At 44.5% G+C, this 15,074-nt stretch carries 19 protein-coding genes; 6 read left to right on the top strand and 13 right to left on the bottom strand.

The features are described from left to right. The coding region (locus ABHN01_RS24085; protein WP_429877648.1) for a DEAD/DEAH box helicase at window positions 1-479 on the bottom strand (479 nt) is incomplete at its 3' end. Window positions 480-869: 390 nt separating this feature from the next. Here ABHN01_RS24085 and ABHN01_RS24090 point away from each other — a divergent pair. After that, complete coding sequence (locus tag ABHN01_RS24090; RefSeq protein WP_429877649.1) at window positions 870-2,279, top strand: Na+/H+ antiporter NhaC family protein; 1,410 nt, start codon at window positions 870-872, stop codon at window positions 2,277-2,279. A 6-nt stretch (window positions 2,280-2,285) separates the two neighbouring features. Here the strand turns inward: ABHN01_RS24090 and ABHN01_RS24095 are convergent, their stop codons facing one another. Together ABHN01_RS24095 and asd are read right to left on the bottom strand one after the other, a co-directional pair. Continuing rightward, window positions 2,286-2,921: a uracil-DNA glycosylase family protein gene (locus tag ABHN01_RS24095; protein WP_429877650.1), complete on the bottom strand. Its 636-nt coding sequence runs from the start codon at window positions 2,919-2,921 to the stop codon at window positions 2,286-2,288. Window positions 2,922-2,997: 76 nt separating this feature from the next. Then, window positions 2,998-3,825: an archaetidylserine decarboxylase gene (asd, locus tag ABHN01_RS24100; protein WP_429877651.1), complete on the bottom strand. Its 828-nt coding sequence runs from the start codon at window positions 3,823-3,825 to the stop codon at window positions 2,998-3,000. A 177-nt stretch (window positions 3,826-4,002) separates the two neighbouring features. On the opposite strand from asd, the gene ABHN01_RS24105 reads away from it, so the two are divergent. After that, window positions 4,003-4,290 carry a HesB/YadR/YfhF family protein gene (locus ABHN01_RS24105; RefSeq protein WP_429877652.1) on the top strand — a complete coding sequence of 96 codons (288 nt, stop codon included), beginning with the start codon at window positions 4,003-4,005 and terminating at the stop codon, window positions 4,288-4,290. Window positions 4,291-4,311: 21 nt separating this feature from the next. On the opposite strand, the gene ABHN01_RS24110 is transcribed toward ABHN01_RS24105, so the two are convergent. From ABHN01_RS24110 to acnA, 7 genes are all read right to left on the bottom strand, one after another. Beyond that, window positions 4,312-4,632 (bottom strand): hypothetical protein, encoded by a 321-nt coding sequence (locus ABHN01_RS24110; protein WP_429877653.1) that lies wholly within the window; start codon window positions 4,630-4,632, stop codon window positions 4,312-4,314. A gap of 2 nt (window positions 4,633-4,634) precedes the next feature. Beyond that, complete coding sequence (locus tag ABHN01_RS24115) at window positions 4,635-5,063, bottom strand: acyl-CoA thioesterase (protein ID WP_429877654.1); 429 nt, start codon at window positions 5,061-5,063, stop codon at window positions 4,635-4,637. Window positions 5,064-5,196: 133 nt separating this feature from the next. Beyond that, a complete protein-coding gene (gene tlp, locus ABHN01_RS24120; RefSeq protein ID WP_429877655.1) occupies window positions 5,197-5,418 on the bottom strand; it encodes a small acid-soluble spore protein Tlp in 222 nt (73 codons plus the stop codon). 67 nt (window positions 5,419-5,485) lie between these two features. Next, window positions 5,486-5,995 (bottom strand): hypothetical protein, encoded by a 510-nt coding sequence (locus tag ABHN01_RS24125; protein WP_429877656.1) that lies wholly within the window; start codon window positions 5,993-5,995, stop codon window positions 5,486-5,488. Between the two features lie 193 nt (window positions 5,996-6,188). After that, window positions 6,189-6,329 carry an acid-soluble spore protein N gene (locus ABHN01_RS24130; RefSeq protein ID WP_283894963.1) on the bottom strand — a complete coding sequence of 47 codons (141 nt, stop codon included), beginning with the start codon at window positions 6,327-6,329 and terminating at the stop codon, window positions 6,189-6,191. A gap of 70 nt (window positions 6,330-6,399) precedes the next feature. Next, window positions 6,400-6,528 (bottom strand): FbpB family small basic protein, encoded by a 129-nt coding sequence (locus ABHN01_RS24135; protein WP_290399427.1) that lies wholly within the window; start codon window positions 6,526-6,528, stop codon window positions 6,400-6,402. Between the two features lie 122 nt (window positions 6,529-6,650). Next, window positions 6,651-9,380, bottom strand: a complete 2,730-nt coding sequence (acnA, locus tag ABHN01_RS24140; protein WP_429877657.1) for an aconitate hydratase AcnA — start codon at window positions 9,378-9,380, stop codon at window positions 6,651-6,653. Window positions 9,381-9,649: 269 nt separating this feature from the next. Here acnA and ABHN01_RS24145 point away from each other — a divergent pair, with 269 nt between their 5' ends. After that, window positions 9,650-9,841 (top strand): DUF378 domain-containing protein, encoded by a 192-nt coding sequence (locus tag ABHN01_RS24145; protein WP_429877658.1) that lies wholly within the window; start codon window positions 9,650-9,652, stop codon window positions 9,839-9,841. 87 nt (window positions 9,842-9,928) lie between these two features. After that, window positions 9,929-10,105: a small acid-soluble spore protein O gene (gene sspO, locus ABHN01_RS24150; protein WP_290399430.1), complete on the top strand. Its 177-nt coding sequence runs from the start codon at window positions 9,929-9,931 to the stop codon at window positions 10,103-10,105. A 1-nt stretch (window position 10,106) separates the two neighbouring features. On the opposite strand, the gene ABHN01_RS24155 is transcribed toward sspO, so the two are convergent. Then, window positions 10,107-10,361, bottom strand: a complete 255-nt coding sequence (locus tag ABHN01_RS24155; RefSeq protein WP_429877659.1) for a hypothetical protein — start codon at window positions 10,359-10,361, stop codon at window positions 10,107-10,109. A gap of 82 nt (window positions 10,362-10,443) precedes the next feature. Between ABHN01_RS24155 and ABHN01_RS24160 the strand changes: the two genes are divergently transcribed. Further along, window positions 10,444-10,584: a small acid-soluble spore protein P gene (locus ABHN01_RS24160; protein ID WP_429877660.1), complete on the top strand. Its 141-nt coding sequence runs from the start codon at window positions 10,444-10,446 to the stop codon at window positions 10,582-10,584. Window positions 10,585-10,614: 30 nt separating this feature from the next. Here the strand turns inward: ABHN01_RS24160 and selA are convergent, their stop codons facing one another. Next, a complete protein-coding gene (gene selA, locus ABHN01_RS24165) occupies window positions 10,615-11,997 on the bottom strand; it encodes an L-seryl-tRNA(Sec) selenium transferase (RefSeq protein ID WP_429877661.1) in 1,383 nt (460 codons plus the stop codon). 75 nt (window positions 11,998-12,072) lie between these two features. Here selA and selD point away from each other — a divergent pair, with 75 nt between their 5' ends. Beyond that, on the top strand, window positions 12,073-13,131 hold the full coding sequence (gene selD / locus ABHN01_RS24170; protein WP_429877662.1) for a selenide, water dikinase SelD: 1,059 nt from the start codon (window positions 12,073-12,075) through the stop codon (window positions 13,129-13,131). A gap of 10 nt (window positions 13,132-13,141) precedes the next feature. On the opposite strand, the gene selB is transcribed toward selD, so the two are convergent. Further along, a complete protein-coding gene (gene selB, locus ABHN01_RS24175) occupies window positions 13,142-15,046 on the bottom strand; it encodes a selenocysteine-specific translation elongation factor (RefSeq protein ID WP_429877663.1) in 1,905 nt (634 codons plus the stop codon). Between the last annotated feature and the right edge of the window lie 28 nt (window positions 15,047-15,074).

Consider the following 15,074-nt stretch of genomic DNA (forward strand, 5'->3'; position numbering starts at 1 on the left):
CCCATGTTCAGCATTTCATCCGCTTCGTCCAGAACAACGGTATGAACGTCTTCAAGCTTCAATGTTTTACGATTGATATGGTCGATGACACGGCCCGGGGTACCAACGATGATATGCGGGTTGTTTTTAAGCGCTTTGATCTGCCTAACGATCGATTGTCCGCCATAGATCGGCAATGTCTTAATCCCTTTATATTGGCCGATCTTGTTTAATTCTTCCCCCACCTGTACCGCGAGTTCACGGGTCGGAGCAAGCACGATCCCCTGGATTTTACGCGCTCTTACGTCGATCTTCTCGATCAACGGAATACCGAAAGCTGCTGTTTTACCTGTTCCGGTCTGTGCTTGTCCAATAAGATCCGTTCCTTTTAAAGCGGTTGGAATCGTATCACGCTGGATCGGTGTGGCCTCTTCAAAACCCATATTATTAATGGATTTTAGCAATTCGGGACTTAAACCTAATTCACTAAATGTTGTCAATGTGTAACTGTCTCCTTTTTCGTCAAAACCATTTCCTTATACTTCCAAATAAATCTCCTGAAATCATCTTTTACAATCTTAAATATCACTGGTTTAGTGTTCAAAATAAAGATCATTAAATAATGTAGGCCTTAAAAAAAGGCACATATTTAGATATAATATGCCCCTATACAGAAGTATATATAAACAGTTTTGCCTTACAATTTATTATCGAACATAACCTTAACATGGCAGAAGAAATAATGCAACCTTTACATGCTGACCCTTCTGACGCATGCATCATATTGTATGCCGCTATAGCACTGTTGGCGCTTCCTGATCTGCCAAGAATAATTTCCCTTTAGCATCACATGATAATGATTAGTCAATATAGATGGAGCGGAGGGCATTATGAAGCAGACTTGGCTTTCAATCATACCTTTTCTTGTTGTTATTCCTATAGCTGTCAAAACGAGGCAGGTATTGCCTGGTTTATTTATCGGCTTTCTTGCAGGCTGTTACTTATTGGAGCCCACTCTTATCGGCGGTCTGAAGAAAATGATCGTTTTTGTCATTGAAGGCTTAACCGATAAAAGCAACCTGAAAATACTGCTGTTTTTGTACGCATTTTCGGGACTGGTCGGAATTATAAAACTTTCTGGCGGAATCCGGGGATTCGTTGAAGCAGCTTCTTCCAGAATCCAGTCAAAAAAAGGGGCACTGTTCTTAACCTACATTTCAACGATCGGTACGTTCAGCGCGCCAAGCTTTCGTTTTGTAACCATCGCCCCCATCATGAGGTCTTTGTTGAAAAAAGTAAAAATGTCTACACAGGAATTGGGATTTGTCATCGAGACAACAGCGACACCGATCATCGTTCTCATTCCGATTGCCACTGCCTTTGTCGGTTACATGACGTCCATAGTGGATATGGCTTTGGAAAATGAAAAAATAAAGGGTGATGCCTATTCACTATTCATCCAAAGCATCCCCTTTAACTTCTTTTCGTTTGTTATGATCATCCTTGGGATCTATTTGAGCTTTTTCCATCACTCCAGCTCAAAGCCAATGAGCGGCAGCGAATCCATCGAGAAGGAAGAGGATGACTGGCATAACTGTGATCCTGCTGTGTCAACCGAACTGCCCATCAAACCCTGGAACTTGCTCATCCCGTTGGCCATTGCGGTTTTCCTCACGTTATTCCTCACCTGGTGGGACGGGAGCAAAAAAGCTCAAGGATTTCTTGACGCCTTTATTAAAGCAGATGTGCTGGATGCCATGGTCATGGCGCTTGTCATAACCATTTTGTTCTCATTCATCTACTACCGGATTCAAGGGATTAAAACGGGGCCCCTTCTGAATGGCTTCATTTCTGGAGGAAACGAGCTGATGTCGGTTATCGTTCTGCTTACGGTCGTTTGGGGGCTTTCCTCGGTTACCGATAAGCTGGGTTTCTCGCGTTTTATCACCGATCATTCAGGCTGGATCCCCTCCGCTTTTGTTACACCGGCACTGTTTATCTTCGGTGCAGCGGTCTCTTATTTTATCGGTTCGGCCTGGGGGACATGGGGCATTTTAATGCCGCTTGGAATCTCTATGTCACAAGCAGCCGGCATCTCTCTTCCGCTTGTCATCGGAGCTGTATTCGCGAGCGGTACATTCGGTGCCTTTGCATCTCCGCTCAGCGATGATACGAATACCATCGCCAGGATATTGAATCTGCCGGTGATCGATTATGCAAAATATAAACTAAAACCCGCGCTGATCGCCGCGGGAATTACCGCCGTGCTTTACGGCGCGAGCATGCTCTTTTTCTTTTAGCTCTTTCTATACCTCTGCTACGGCTTCAACGACCTCAGTGATCTGTCCGCGATACCGTTCCTTGGCCCAAGAATTATAGGAAGGATGAGGCACATCGTTTACGACTCTCCACTTGGAAGAATGAACATCAGCAAGCCTGAATTGCTTCTGCGCGAACCGTCCGCAAGGTACGATGACCAATGGCTGGTTGAGGAGCACTTTTAATCTCTGTTTAAAGTCTTGAAGCATCGTTTCCTGAAATGCATTCCACGTTTCGTTCCTGTAAACATCCTTATCATTGCCTACACGTACTTTTTCGGCTGCCTGTACAAATTCAGCATGATCTTCTCTCCATTTCCTGTCTGGAATGGCTGCAGCCTGAAGGGGAAAAGAGCAAACATTTAAGATGCCGAGACGGCAGTATGATTCTTCATCTCTGTTTTCTTTCAGGAGCAAGCCTAACGGCGTATTTTGCTGTCCGTCAAATAAAACTTTACTTACCGACCTGCCTGAAGAACCAGCCAGGGGAGTATGATGTTTGATCTCCTCTCGATGCGGAGACTCTAAAATGAAAAGGATCTTTACGTCAGGGGAAATCAAATCAGCGACTGAAAATTGTTCTTTCGCCTGCTGGAATGCGTGTTGGATCGTTAAAAGGTCCATGATCTCTTCCTTCCTATGATTTTTTATTCCACTGTCTCTCTATACCCGATTTCACAGAATGCAAAAAAGCCCGCTGCTAACGGGCTGGAATCTTCCCTATTTTTTGTCCCATCTTTACAGCTGTACCTGGCTTGATCGATGGATCGATGTCTATTTGTCCGTTCTGAAAGAGTAAGATGACCGTGGAACCAAATTCAAAGTGTCCGATTTCTGACCCTTTCTTAAAATGTTCAGCAGGTATCGCCGTTTTAAGCACCTTTCTTCTTGCCCGTTTGTACGGTTCGCTATAGACCACTTTTACACTTCCGACTATAAAGGCTCCTACCTTGACGATCGCGACTTCCCCGGCATCAGTGTCAGCGAACGTGATAAGCCTTTCGTTCTTCGTAAAAAGCCCTTTGACATGATTGACACCGATATCGTTAACAGGAAACAGCCGGCCGGGTATATAGGTGCTCGACGTGATCTCGCCGTCGAGAGGCATATGAATGCGGTGATAATCTTTAGGACTTAGATAAATGGTGATGAAGCTCCCTTCATCAAAGTCCTTTTTAGCCTCCCCCAATAAGGAATGAACGGAATAATCAATTCCTTTAGCCTGAATGAGCGTTCCTTTTTGAATCCTTCCCATCTGGGACACGACTCCGTCAACCGGGGAGATGATGGAGGCAGGCGATTGTTCGATCGGCCGTGCATTGATTTTTAATCTTCGTGAAAAAAATTCCGTAAGATGTTTATAGTCCTGTATGGGCTTTTCTATCTCTGATACGTTAATATCATACATTTTGGCATAAGGCTTCACATACCATCTGCTCATTTTGGATCGCCCAAAGGAACCGGCAATTCGAGAGATTCCGTTCTGCGGAAGCATGGATATAAAAAGCTTTGCGACTCGATGTTTCACTCTATTGTCTCCTTACAAGTTACCTGTATTTCTCTCCGCTGTACATCTTTCTTATTATAACATGTTTCATTTAAAACAAAATTCTTTATTTGGTGCGGTGCTTCCGCTATAGTAAGCAATGATAAAGGACGAAACTAAACCTTAACAATCAGGCTTTCAAGGAGGTTTTTCTCAAAAATGAAATTGACGATTACCAAACCAGCTGTTGATTGGTATAAAAATGAAATGGAGATTAAATCAGGGGACTTTGTGCGTTTTTATGTCAGACTCGGGGGCTGCAGTACAGTTCAGAGCGGTTTTTCACTCGGTGTTGACAAAGAGCAGCCAAAAGAATCAGGCGTTAAAGTCATGGACGATGGGATCACCTTCTACGTCGAAAGCGAAGACATGTGGTATTTTGATGGTCATGACCTGGCGATTGATTTGGACAAAGACGGAGAAACAGTTGTATTTAAATATGAATAAAGGCAAAAAAGGAATCGGCATCTACCGATTCCTTTTTTCCGCTTTCATCAAAAGCCTTTCCAGCTGATGGATCAACTTCTCCGACTGAAGGATCTCTTTTTGTTTCTGACCCATCAGATCAAAGTGGGGATAGCCGTGCCGATGGTGTACCCATTCCTTCTTTAAACCATATTTCTTTCCCCAATCTTCCAAGATGTGCAGATTAGAACAGCCCACTTTTGTGACTGTCTTTACATCAGGAAACCGGGGGTCATACCAAAAATGTGTGATAAAAGCGACCTCACCGTCCGATGCCTTTTTCTTCCACTCGTTCAGCTCTTGTCTAGTTAATCCAAATGCCATGTTTATCCCTGCTTTTGTTTTTTCTGTGCTTCATATGCCAGATGCCAATCAGGAAAATATTTTTTGATGGAAATGGGACGAAATGTTGCTTTTCTAACACAAACATGTGTCGAATAACCTGTTACACACAGCTCGTCTTCAGAATTTTTGATCTCATAACCATAGGTGACCTTCAGTCCTGAATATTCCTCGACCCACGTGAATATTTTTGCTTGATCGCCATAGGTGAGAGGCTTTTTATAATTGGCATGGATCTCAGTCACCGGGGACAAGATCCCATCCTTCTCCATCTGCGCATAGCTAAAGCCAAGATCATCAATAAAAGCGGTCCGGCCGATCTCAAACCACACTAAGTAATTCGCATGATAGACGACGCCCATCTGATCCGTTTCTGCGTACCTGACATCCACTTTTGCTTCTGATATTAACATGTTACGTCATCACCTGTCTTAATATTTCCTTTATTCGCCATTCCAATCAAGTGTACCATAGAGGAAGACCGGAGCTCTAACAAAAAGCAAACCCCCTATTGTAACATGAGTTACAGCAGGGGGCTGTCTGCATTTATTGGTTATTGCGGTAAGCTTCCTCGTCCTCAATCTCGTTCTTGAACGATTGGATGCTCTCTTCTCTTCTTTCATTCTTGTTCTTGATCTGTTCTTGCTGCTCTGAAGTCATATCTGTATTCTGAAGAGATTCATTTGCTTCCTGAATGTTATGCTGCGTGTTTTCTACCATCTGCTGCAAACGTTCAACGTTGTTGCTTCTGTCGTCTGGTTTAGCCATCGCGATCTTCCTCCTCTAAATTTGAATCAAACATAGTTTGTATCAAAGAGGAAAAAGATATTCCGCGCTAATTTCTATTCATGATGACAGGTGAATGGTGTTCAATACTGAGTTCACACAGTTCTTTAAAGGTACTCCAGCAATCCACCACTTCCTGGTCTTCATAATTCTGCATCGTGATTTTAAGCCAGTTCAGCTCTTCAGCCAGCCGGACCGACGAACCGATCCAGATCTTTTTATTCTTCACTGTAATGAAAAATGGCTCTTCAAATCGGAATGGGAGATAAAATCCCTCCGTGTTTGGATGCAGTATAATGTGCTGATATACGGTACCTTTTGTTAATTTTGCGTAAAGCAAAAGAACGCCATCACTTTTGGCGGCTGCTTTTTTTAGTTTATTTATGATCGAGTCTGACCCTATCTCAACCGTACCTATTTCTTTTCCCCAATTCAATTCTTCTCGAAAAGGAACCAGATGACCGAGACGCTGCATCTGCAATTCAAGCTCTCGGTATAAAACGTCCTGATCTTCTTTCTTGGTTGAGACGGGCAATGGTTTCACTTCAGCAGTTATCAACCGTACCCCTCCTATTTCTCATCTAATAAATAATTCGCTTCGTGTCGATTTATATGGTGGTAGTGAACAAAACAAGCAGGAAATCCCAGCGCTTTCATTCAAAAAATGGTGAAGAAAGGAAAAGAAACACGAAAAAAGGCCGTACCGCTCAAAAATGATAAGCGATACGGCCTCCAGATTCGAACGTTTCTCCTCAGCCTTTTGGAGGCACGTAATCCGGATGCTCATTGCCTTTATTCGCCATTTGTTTTCCCTTGTTTCCCTTTCCTTCTCTTGGCTGTGTCCCAAGGTGGCTGGGTACAAAGGCTTGCGGATGCCTTTTTGGATTGCTCATTCAATATCTCCTCCTTCTTCAATAATATTTGCTCTAAATGAAAAAAAGAAACAGGTACTTCCTGTCTCCATTAGGCTCTTTTTGTATGCTTTTCTTCGAGTTTCTTCTCGATTCTCTCCATGGCTTCCTGATCTCCCAACAGCTGCCTTTTGTTCTCTTTCACGAGATCCTTAAACGATAGATGACGGTTTTTTCTCATTTTCATCACTCCAATAACCATATTCTGTTATTGTTATGGACACAAAAATGCTCTTTTATTCAAATTTCTGAAATTTTTAGTAATCAAAAAAAGCCCTCCCGAAGGAGAGCTTTTTCTATGGTTTAGTTTTGAGGCTGTTTGTTTGAAATTTTGTTGCGAAGTACCATTGGAAGAATTCCTCCATGGCGGTAGTAATCGATTTCTACTTCGCTGTCGAAGCGTGCGATGACTTCAAACTCAGTTTTTGTACCATCTTCAGATACTGCCGTAACTTTAATTACGTCACGCGGCTTAACATTTTCGTCAACTTCAACGGTGAACGCTTCTTTGCCAGTAAGACCGAATGTGTCTGCATTTTCGCCTTCTTTAAATTGAAGTGGAAGAACTCCCATCAACACGAGGTTGCTGCGGTGGATACGCTCAAAGCTTTCCGCAAGAACGGTTTGGATGCCAAGAAGGTTTGTACCTTTAGCTGCCCAGTCACGGGAGCTGCCCATTCCATAATCCTTGCCAGCGATAACCATCAAGCCAGTGTTGTTTTCTTTGTACTTCATGGCAGCTTTATAGATGCTCATCACTTCATTTTTCGGCCAGTACGTTGTCCATCCGCCTTCTGTACCTGGTGCGATTTGGTTGCGGATGCGAATATTGGCGAACGTTCCGCGCATCATTACTTCGTGATTACCGCGACGGGAACCGTAAGAGTTAAATTCGCGAGGCTCTACACCATTTCTGATCAAGTATTTCCCAGCCGGAGAATCTTTAGCGATCGCACCTGCTGGAGAGATGTGGTCAGTTGTTACTGAATCACCAAACTTAGCGATCAGGCGAAGATCTTTCAACGGCTGGATCTCTTTTAAATCAGCAGAAAGTTCTTCGAAGAATGGCGGGTTCTGAATATAAGTGGAGCTTTCATCAAAGCTGTAAAGCTTTTCAGCAGATGTTTTCAATTCGTTCCATCGTGCGTTCTCATCAAAGACACTTTCGTATTCTTTTTTGAACACTTCCGGTGTAACTGCTTGGTTCATCGCTTCTTTGATCTCTGCAGATGAAGGCCAAATGTCTTTGAAGTAAACGTCATTGCCCTCACTGTCTTTTCCGAAAGAATCATTTTGAAGGTCGATGTTTACAGTTCCTGCCAGCGCATATGCCACTACTAGCGGAGGAGAAGCGAGATAATTCGCTTTAACGAGCGGGTGGATACGTCCTTCAAAGTTACGGTTTCCTGAAAGAACTGATGCAACGGTTAAATCGTTTTTAGCAATTCCTTGTTCTACTTCTAGAGATAGAGGACCGGAGTTACCGATACATGTTGTACAGCCGTATCCGACGAGGTTAAAGCCTAATTGATCAAGATAAGGCATAAGTCCTGCTTTTTCCAAATATCCTGTTACTACTTTTGATCCAGGAGCAAGAGAAGTTTTCACGTATGCTGGAACTTTAAGGCCTTTTTCGATCGCCTTTTTCGCAAGCAGACCTGCACCGAGCATCACATAAGGGTTGGATGTGTTCGTACAGCTGGTGATCGCTGCGATTGCGATAGCACCTGTCTTCATGACAGAAGTCTCTCCGCTTGGATGCTTCACTTTCACTTCTTTATTGATCTCTTCTTCTGTTAGACCAAAGCCTGCATTTCCTTGTGGAGAAACAAGCGCTTTGTTGAAGGCTTCTTTCATCCTGGAAAGCGGAATCAAATCTTGTGGACGTTTCGGACCGGAAAGGTTGGATTCGATTTGAGCTAAATCGATTTCAACTACGTCTGTAAAGATTGGGTCTTCTGAACCTGCAGTGTAGAACAATCCGTTCGCTTTGCTGTACTCTTCAACAAGCTTGATTTGTTCTTCACTTCGGCCAGTGAGGCGAAGATAGTTGAGCGCTTCTTCATCAACCGGGAAGAAACCGCAGGTCGCACCGTATTCAGGAGCCATGTTGGAAATCGTCGCACGGTCTGCGAGCGGCATTTCGGCAAGGCCAGGTCCGAAGAACTCAACAAATTTACCGACTACTTTCTTCTCGCGAAGGACTTGAGTCACTTTTAATGCAAGGTCAGTCGCTGTTGCGCCGTCTGGAAGTTCACCGATAAGCTTCACACCGATTACTTCAGGCACAGGGAAATAAGAAGGCTGTCCGAGCATTCCAGCTTCGGCTTCGATACCACCAACACCCCAGCCCAGAACACCAAGACCGTTGATCATCGTAGTATGGGAATCCGTTCCGACTAGTGAGTCTGGGAAAGCTTCAAGCTCCCCTTCTACTTCGTGGCTTTGCACGACAGAGGCAAGATACTCGAGGTTAACCTGGTGAACAATCCCTGTAGCAGGCGGTACTGCACGATAGTTATCGAACGCCGACTGAGCCCAGCTTAACAGCTTATAACGCTCTTCGTTTCGTTCAAACTCCAAGTTCATGTTTACATTTAATGAATCAGCTGTTCCATATTTATCAACCTGTACAGAGTGGTCAACTACAAGGTCGACCGGAATGTCAGGGTTAATTTGTGCAGGATCTCCGCCCATGTCCTTCATGGCTTTTCTTAAAGAAGCCAAGTCAACGACGGCTGGTACTCCTGTAAAGTCCTGCAGGATAACACGTGAAGGCTTGAAAGGAACATCAATATTCTTAAGTTCAGGAGTTCCCCATTTTGCAAGGTTTTCAATATGTTCTTTTAAAATAACTCTTCCGTCATGCTGCCTTAAAACGGATTCAAGCAAAATTTTAACGGAATAAGGCAATCTGGAAACGTTGCCGACACCCGCTTCTTCGAGTGCTTTCAGTCGATAGTAGTTATACGTTTTTCCATTGGCGCTAAATGTGGAACGCGCATTAAAAATGTCATTTTGTTGTTTAGTCATTACTCCACTCTCCTCCTTCAAACCAATCATACACCAAACTAGAGAAAAATTGTCGAAAAATTGCACGTACCCTGCAAAATTCTCTTTTTATCGTTCTACAATTTTTTTCCCTTATTTATCATACGAAAGTGCTTTCAATAAGTAAATAACAGATTTGTTATTAAACAGTATAAGAAAATGTTATGTTCAGTGCCTAACACCAAAAATTGACGTTTTCGTATGATATATAGACTTAATTTAATTTTTCTTTCAGAAAGGAGCTGAGGCACATGGCTATTCTAAAACAGCTGGCTACACTTCTTGTTGTTATCGGAGCATTGAGCTGGGGTCTGATTGGTTTATTTGATTTTAATGTAGTCACCGCCATCTTTGGAAGCGGTTCCACTTTAACGCAGATTATCTATGTATTGGTCGGTTTAAGCGGTCTATGGCAGCTTGTCGATTGGTTTAAGAGTAAGTAGAGATCTTTTTAAAAGAAGCACTCCAGAAATAGGGAGTGCTTTTTTTTATTGTTCTGCGCAAACTAAAGGGACAAGGGGGTGGATCTAATGGCAAAAGCTAAAGGAAAAGCAAATCATGTACGGCCAGGAATGAATGCGGCCAAAGCACAGGGCGGAGGCGCAGGGTACAACACTGAATTTGGAAATGAACAGCTGCTCGCTTCAAACGAACCTTTAACCGAGGCTCAAAAACAAAACAACAAAAAAACAAAAAAACGAAAATGACTCAGCCGTTATATTGCGAAATATAGCCTTGAAGCTCTGAACGGTACTGCTCGAGCTGCTGTCTTTGATGTTCGGAGGATACTTCAAGCGCGTTATCGATCTGCTGAAGTGCTTCTTCCGCTTCTTTCTTCAGTTCTTTAACCCTTGTGCCGTAATCGGCAGCCTGGTCCTGAATGAGCTGGTGTGCTGTGACCGCTTGGGAATATCCTTTTTCAGCATCCTGAAAAGCTTGTTGTTTATCTTTTTGATAAGGCATCAGTCGTTCTCCCTTTGCTAGATGTCATGATGTCCTTACTATGCCAAAACAAAGAAAAATTTATGCAATAATGGAGGATCTTATGACAGAACATAATACATTTCATGATATGCGCAAAAATGCTCCTAAAGGCGAAAATCCAGGACAGCCGGAGCCGTTGAGCGGATCCAAAAAAGTAAAGAACAGAAACCATACCCGCCAAAAGCATGGCGGAAAAATGTAGCTACCAAGCCAACCTCTGTGTTGGCTTTTGTTACACACTCAAAAACGCAGACACAAGATCTCTTTCATCTTTTTCATCCAATGTTCGAGGATCGATGACACAGCTGTTGTTTTTTACGTTTACAATGACAGGGATCCTCTGCCTTCTTAACTCTTTTGCGAGTGCAGAAGGCGAAAGATTCGGGGCTGTTACTTCTATTATATAGGTCGGCAAGAGTACGTCCGGCATGGTACCGCCTCCTGGCAGAGAAGTTCCCTCTCTCACATGGCAGCAGTACATTCTTTCTAACTGTTCAGCGATCCGCTCTGCCTGAGTCTTCAGTTCCTCCGGAGTTTTCAGCATGTCGCGGATGGCTGGGATCTCTTTGGTTCTCTCCTCATTATGATAAGCGAGTAACGTAGCTTCCAGTGCAGACAGAGTAAGTTTGTCCACACGAAGCACCCTTGCGAGCTGATGCTTTTTCAACGTGTTTATAAGTTCTTTTTTTCCTGCAATGATGCCGGCCTGTGGGCCGCCGAGCAATTTATCACCTGAAAATGAAATAAGGTCAATTCCCGACTGAATGGCTGGCTTGATTTCTGGTTCATCACCGATCTTATAATTTGAAAAAGGAAAGAGCGAACCGCTTCCCATGTCTTCATAAATCAAAAGTTCGGGATGCTGCTTTTTCAGCGCCGTCAGCTCCGCTGCAGAAATGCTCTTCGTAAAACCCCTCATTGTGAAATTGCTGCTGTGGACTTTCATGATCATGGCCGTTTCACTCGAGAGGGCTTGTTCATAGTCGGACATATGCGTCTTATTCGTCGTCCCCACTTCCATCAGGTGGGCACCGCTTTCCTTCATGATGGATGACACCCGAAAGGAACCACCGATCTCGACAAGCTCTCCCCTTGAAACAATGACTTCCTTCTCTTTGGCAAATACACTCAAGATAAAATAGACCGCTGCAGCGTTGTTGTTCACAACCATCGCTGCCTCACTGCCTGTTATGGCAGTGATCTGATTTTCAATGACTGCATGCCGTGAGCCTCTCTCACCATCTTCAAGATTAAATTCAAGGTTCGTATAAGAAGCGGCTGCTTTTGCCACACGTTCTGCTGCAGCTTGGCTCAGCCTTGCTCTCCCCAAATTCGTATGGAGAACAACACCTGTAGCATTAATGACCCTTCTCAACAGATAAGGTCCGTCTTCGGCCAGCCTGCGATTGACAGCCTCACATACCTGCGTCAATAGTTCAGATTGTTCGGTACCGCCGTTATAGCTTCCAACTTGCATGGCATGGCGAATAGCGGCTATCTCTTCCTGAATCCATTTCGTGATGACTTCTGCAGGAACCTCGGATGTTCCTTTTTGCCAATCCTTTGCCTGTATGACAGTATTTACAGCAGGCAGTCTCCTTAATTTGTCCTTCACATTCCTGCTCCTTTCCAAGCATTTTCTTTCAGCTTTTATTCAAAATGTTTATACTAATCTAAGGAGGTGTAATATATGACGAGCCAGGATAAAATCCGTTTAACTCAATTTTCAACCAAAGGCGGCTGAGGCTGCAAAATCGGTCCCGAGGACCTGGCACAAGTTTTGTGCCATTTACCAGAAAGAGAAGCCGACCCTAACCTGATCGTCGGCATGGAAACGTCCGATGATGCTGGCGTATATAAGCTGAATGAAGAAACAGCAATGATTCAAACCGTCGATTTCTTTACACCCATTGTAGATGATCCGTACAGGTTTGGACAAATTGCTGCAGCGAATGCTTTAAGTGACGTTTATGCAATGGGCGGCACACCGAAAACCGTATTAAATATCGTCGCTTTTCCGCTGAAAAAATTAGGCCATGAAGTATTAGCGGAAATTCTAAGGGGTGCTGCCGACAAAGTGAAAGAAGCCGGAGCCTTGATTATCGGAGGTCATTCCATTGATGATCAGGAGCCGAAATTCGGTTTATCTGTCACAGGGCTTGCACACCCTGATCACATCTACCAAAATGTAGGATCAAAGCCCGGCGACGCTCTTGTTCTTACAAAACCGATCGGAATCGGCATTCAGACGACGGCCATCAAACAGAATCGGTTAGATGAAGGACAGGTCCGGTATGTATCGGACATCATGGCTTCATTGAACAAAACCGCGGCAGAATGTTTGGCAAACTACGAACCCAATGCCGTCACCGATGTGACAGGATTCGGATTGCTCGGACATGCCAGTGAGATGGCGAGAGGAAGTGAATCGGTTTCTATCTCTATCTCTTATTCCCAAACACCGATCGTCGAAGGAACAGATGCACTCGCCGAGCTGGGAGTCGTCCCCGGCGGCACGAAAGCGAACCATCGCTGGATTAAAGACTTGATCGCATACGATGGGTCGTTGACGGAAACACAGCAATGGATATTATGTGATGCTGTTACTTCCGGCGGTTTACTGGTCAGTCTGCCGGAGGACCAGGCCGATGCTTACCTGCGTGATCTGCACGATGCAGGATTGAAACAAGCGGCAAAGATCGGCAGAGTGACTGAACGAAAAGAAAAATTAATCAACATTGAACCCTAAAAAACTCCGGTTACTCCGGAGTTTTTTTCCATCTTCTCTGACCATCTGCACGTTCGGTAAACCCTAACTGATCCAGCAATTCTAGAAAAGGAATAAGGAATTTCCTTGAGGTATTCAAGACCGTTTTTGCTTCCTGTATGGAAAATGATGATGGGCAACCTCCTTTTAATGTCCTCAAATGTGTTTTCAGGGCTTTACTATGGATCAGCCTGTTTTCACCCACTTGGACGGCCTGGCCGGAGCGGCGCATATAGGACAGGATGTCCAGATGAAGACACTTGGGGAGCCCCGCTAGTGCGTAAAGCCGGTCAAAAGGCTCTGATTCCATTCCTTGTTGATATAGTTTTTGTTCTAATTGCCGATACCGGCCTCTCCATTGTTCTGGAATTCCGGGCTTGAAATCGACTCGTGCGATCATGTTCTGGTTTTGCCGCAATCCACCTTCATGGATGAGTTCTTTTAAAACAAACTCATTCAGCAAGACAGGATATCCTTGGAACCGCTGCAGCAGTTCTGCTTTATCCATTCCTTCCCGCAAAGGATAATGCCGGTGAAACTGATCAGCTTCTTCTACCATCTTGTTTTTAATTTCTGTGACACTTTCAGCAAGTGTGAATTGCTCAGGAGAAACCTCAACGATCTGGTTTTCAGCCAACAAACGCTGAAGATGATGAGACAGTGCGACAGGAATTCCTGTTAATTTTGCCATCTCCTCTGCATGCAGCAATTGATAAGAGTTCAGATGGCGAAGGATCCATTCTTCAGGTGAACCCTCCTTTTTCTCTCTGAGAAAGGCAACTGTATCCTCACCAAACCGGTATTTTTCACCGTTTGGATCGATCACTTCTCCGCCGCCGATCGTCTCTTCTGGAGATGGCCTCCTCACAATGAAACGGTCCCCGCGCTTGGCAGTGACCGGGTGGATTAACCGAATCTGGCAATAGGCTTCACTCTCTTTTTCCGTAGAATCGTTTCTGTCAAAGAATACAATCCTCCCCATCACCTCTGTTGTCCCTATGTGAAATTTAATCCACTGCCGCTGCTTGATCTTCCTATGATTCCTGGAAAAACGGAGCATGATGTCCAGCGTATCCGTAACGTGATACGCTCCCGGAGTAAAAAGGACATGGCCTCTTTTAACGTCATTCAGCTTGATTCCCGCAATGTTTAATGCGGCCCTTTGTCCTGCTTGGGCATGATCCACTTGTTCGTTGTGTATTTGCAGCTGCCTTACTTTGACAAAAGCTCCGCCCGGCTCCATTTGCAGGGAATCACCTGCTGAGACTGAACCTTCCAGGACCGTTCCTCTTACAACCGTTCCCTGTCCGGGTATAGTGAAAGCGTGGTCGATCGGAAGCCGGAACGGACCGCGTTCGTTCTTGGCAGATACGTTTTCCGCCATTTCGAGGAGTTTCAGCCGCAATTCCTCCATCCCTGTTCGTGACAAACTGTCAGTAAATAGAACTGAACGGTCATGGAAAGAAAAGCGGTTCAACATCTCAAGGATTTCATCCGATAGCATTGCCTTCCATTCTTCGTCAACCTTATCTGCCTTGGATACGGCACAGACCAGATTCGTTATCCCCAAAAATTGCAGGATTTCCAAATGCTCAACGGTTTGCGGCATCACTCCTTCATCTGCGGCGATCACAAGGATGACCATATCGATCCCCGCTGAGCCTGCAATCATCTGGCGGATAAACCGTTCATGCCCTGGAACATCGATGATTACGGCCCGTACACCGTTACCAAGGTGAAAAGGGGCGATGCCTGGTTCAATGGTCATGCCTCGTTCTTTTTCCTCTTTTAACGTGTCCGTGTCCATGCCGCTTAACGCCTTGGTCAACGCCGTTTTCCCATGGTCAATATGGCCGGCAACCCCTATCGTGATATGCTGTGCACCGATTACAGACACCTCCTTTTTTTCCTTTTTATATCGTATC

This window comes from Fictibacillus sp. NRS-1165 (assembly GCF_050468105.1).
In the GTDB taxonomy this organism is placed as follows: Bacteria; Bacillota; Bacilli; order Bacillales; family Fictibacillaceae; genus Fictibacillus_C; species Fictibacillus_C terrinigri.

Coding starts and splice junctions, on each gene's coding strand:
- ABHN01_RS24090 (WP_429877649.1), top strand. CDS start 870: ATGAAGCAGACTTGGCTTTCAATCATACCTTTTCTTGTTGTTATTCCT.
- ABHN01_RS24095 (WP_429877650.1), bottom strand. CDS start 2,921: ATGGACCTTTTAACGATCCAACACGCATTCCAGCAGGCGAAAGAACAA.
- ABHN01_RS24105 (WP_429877652.1), top strand. CDS start 4,003: ATGAAATTGACGATTACCAAACCAGCTGTTGATTGGTATAAAAATGAA.
- ABHN01_RS24110 (WP_429877653.1), bottom strand. CDS start 4,632: ATGGCATTTGGATTAACTAGACAAGAGCTGAACGAGTGGAAGAAAAAG.
- ABHN01_RS24115 (WP_429877654.1), bottom strand. CDS start 5,063: ATGTTAATATCAGAAGCAAAAGTGGATGTCAGGTACGCAGAAACGGAT.
- tlp (WP_429877655.1), bottom strand. CDS start 5,418: ATGGCTAAACCAGACGACAGAAGCAACAACGTTGAACGTTTGCAGCAG.
- ABHN01_RS24130 (WP_283894963.1), bottom strand. CDS start 6,329: ATGAGCAATCCAAAAAGGCATCCGCAAGCCTTTGTACCCAGCCACCTT.
- ABHN01_RS24135 (WP_290399427.1), bottom strand. CDS start 6,528: ATGAGAAAAAACCGTCATCTATCGTTTAAGGATCTCGTGAAAGAGAAC.
- acnA (WP_429877657.1), bottom strand. CDS start 9,380: ATGACTAAACAACAAAATGACATTTTTAATGCGCGTTCCACATTTAGC.
- ABHN01_RS24145 (WP_429877658.1), top strand. CDS start 9,650: ATGGCTATTCTAAAACAGCTGGCTACACTTCTTGTTGTTATCGGAGCA.
- sspO (WP_290399430.1), top strand. CDS start 9,929: ATGGCAAAAGCTAAAGGAAAAGCAAATCATGTACGGCCAGGAATGAAT.
- ABHN01_RS24155 (WP_429877659.1), bottom strand. CDS start 10,361: ATGCCTTATCAAAAAGATAAACAACAAGCTTTTCAGGATGCTGAAAAA.
- ABHN01_RS24160 (WP_429877660.1), top strand. CDS start 10,444: ATGACAGAACATAATACATTTCATGATATGCGCAAAAATGCTCCTAAA.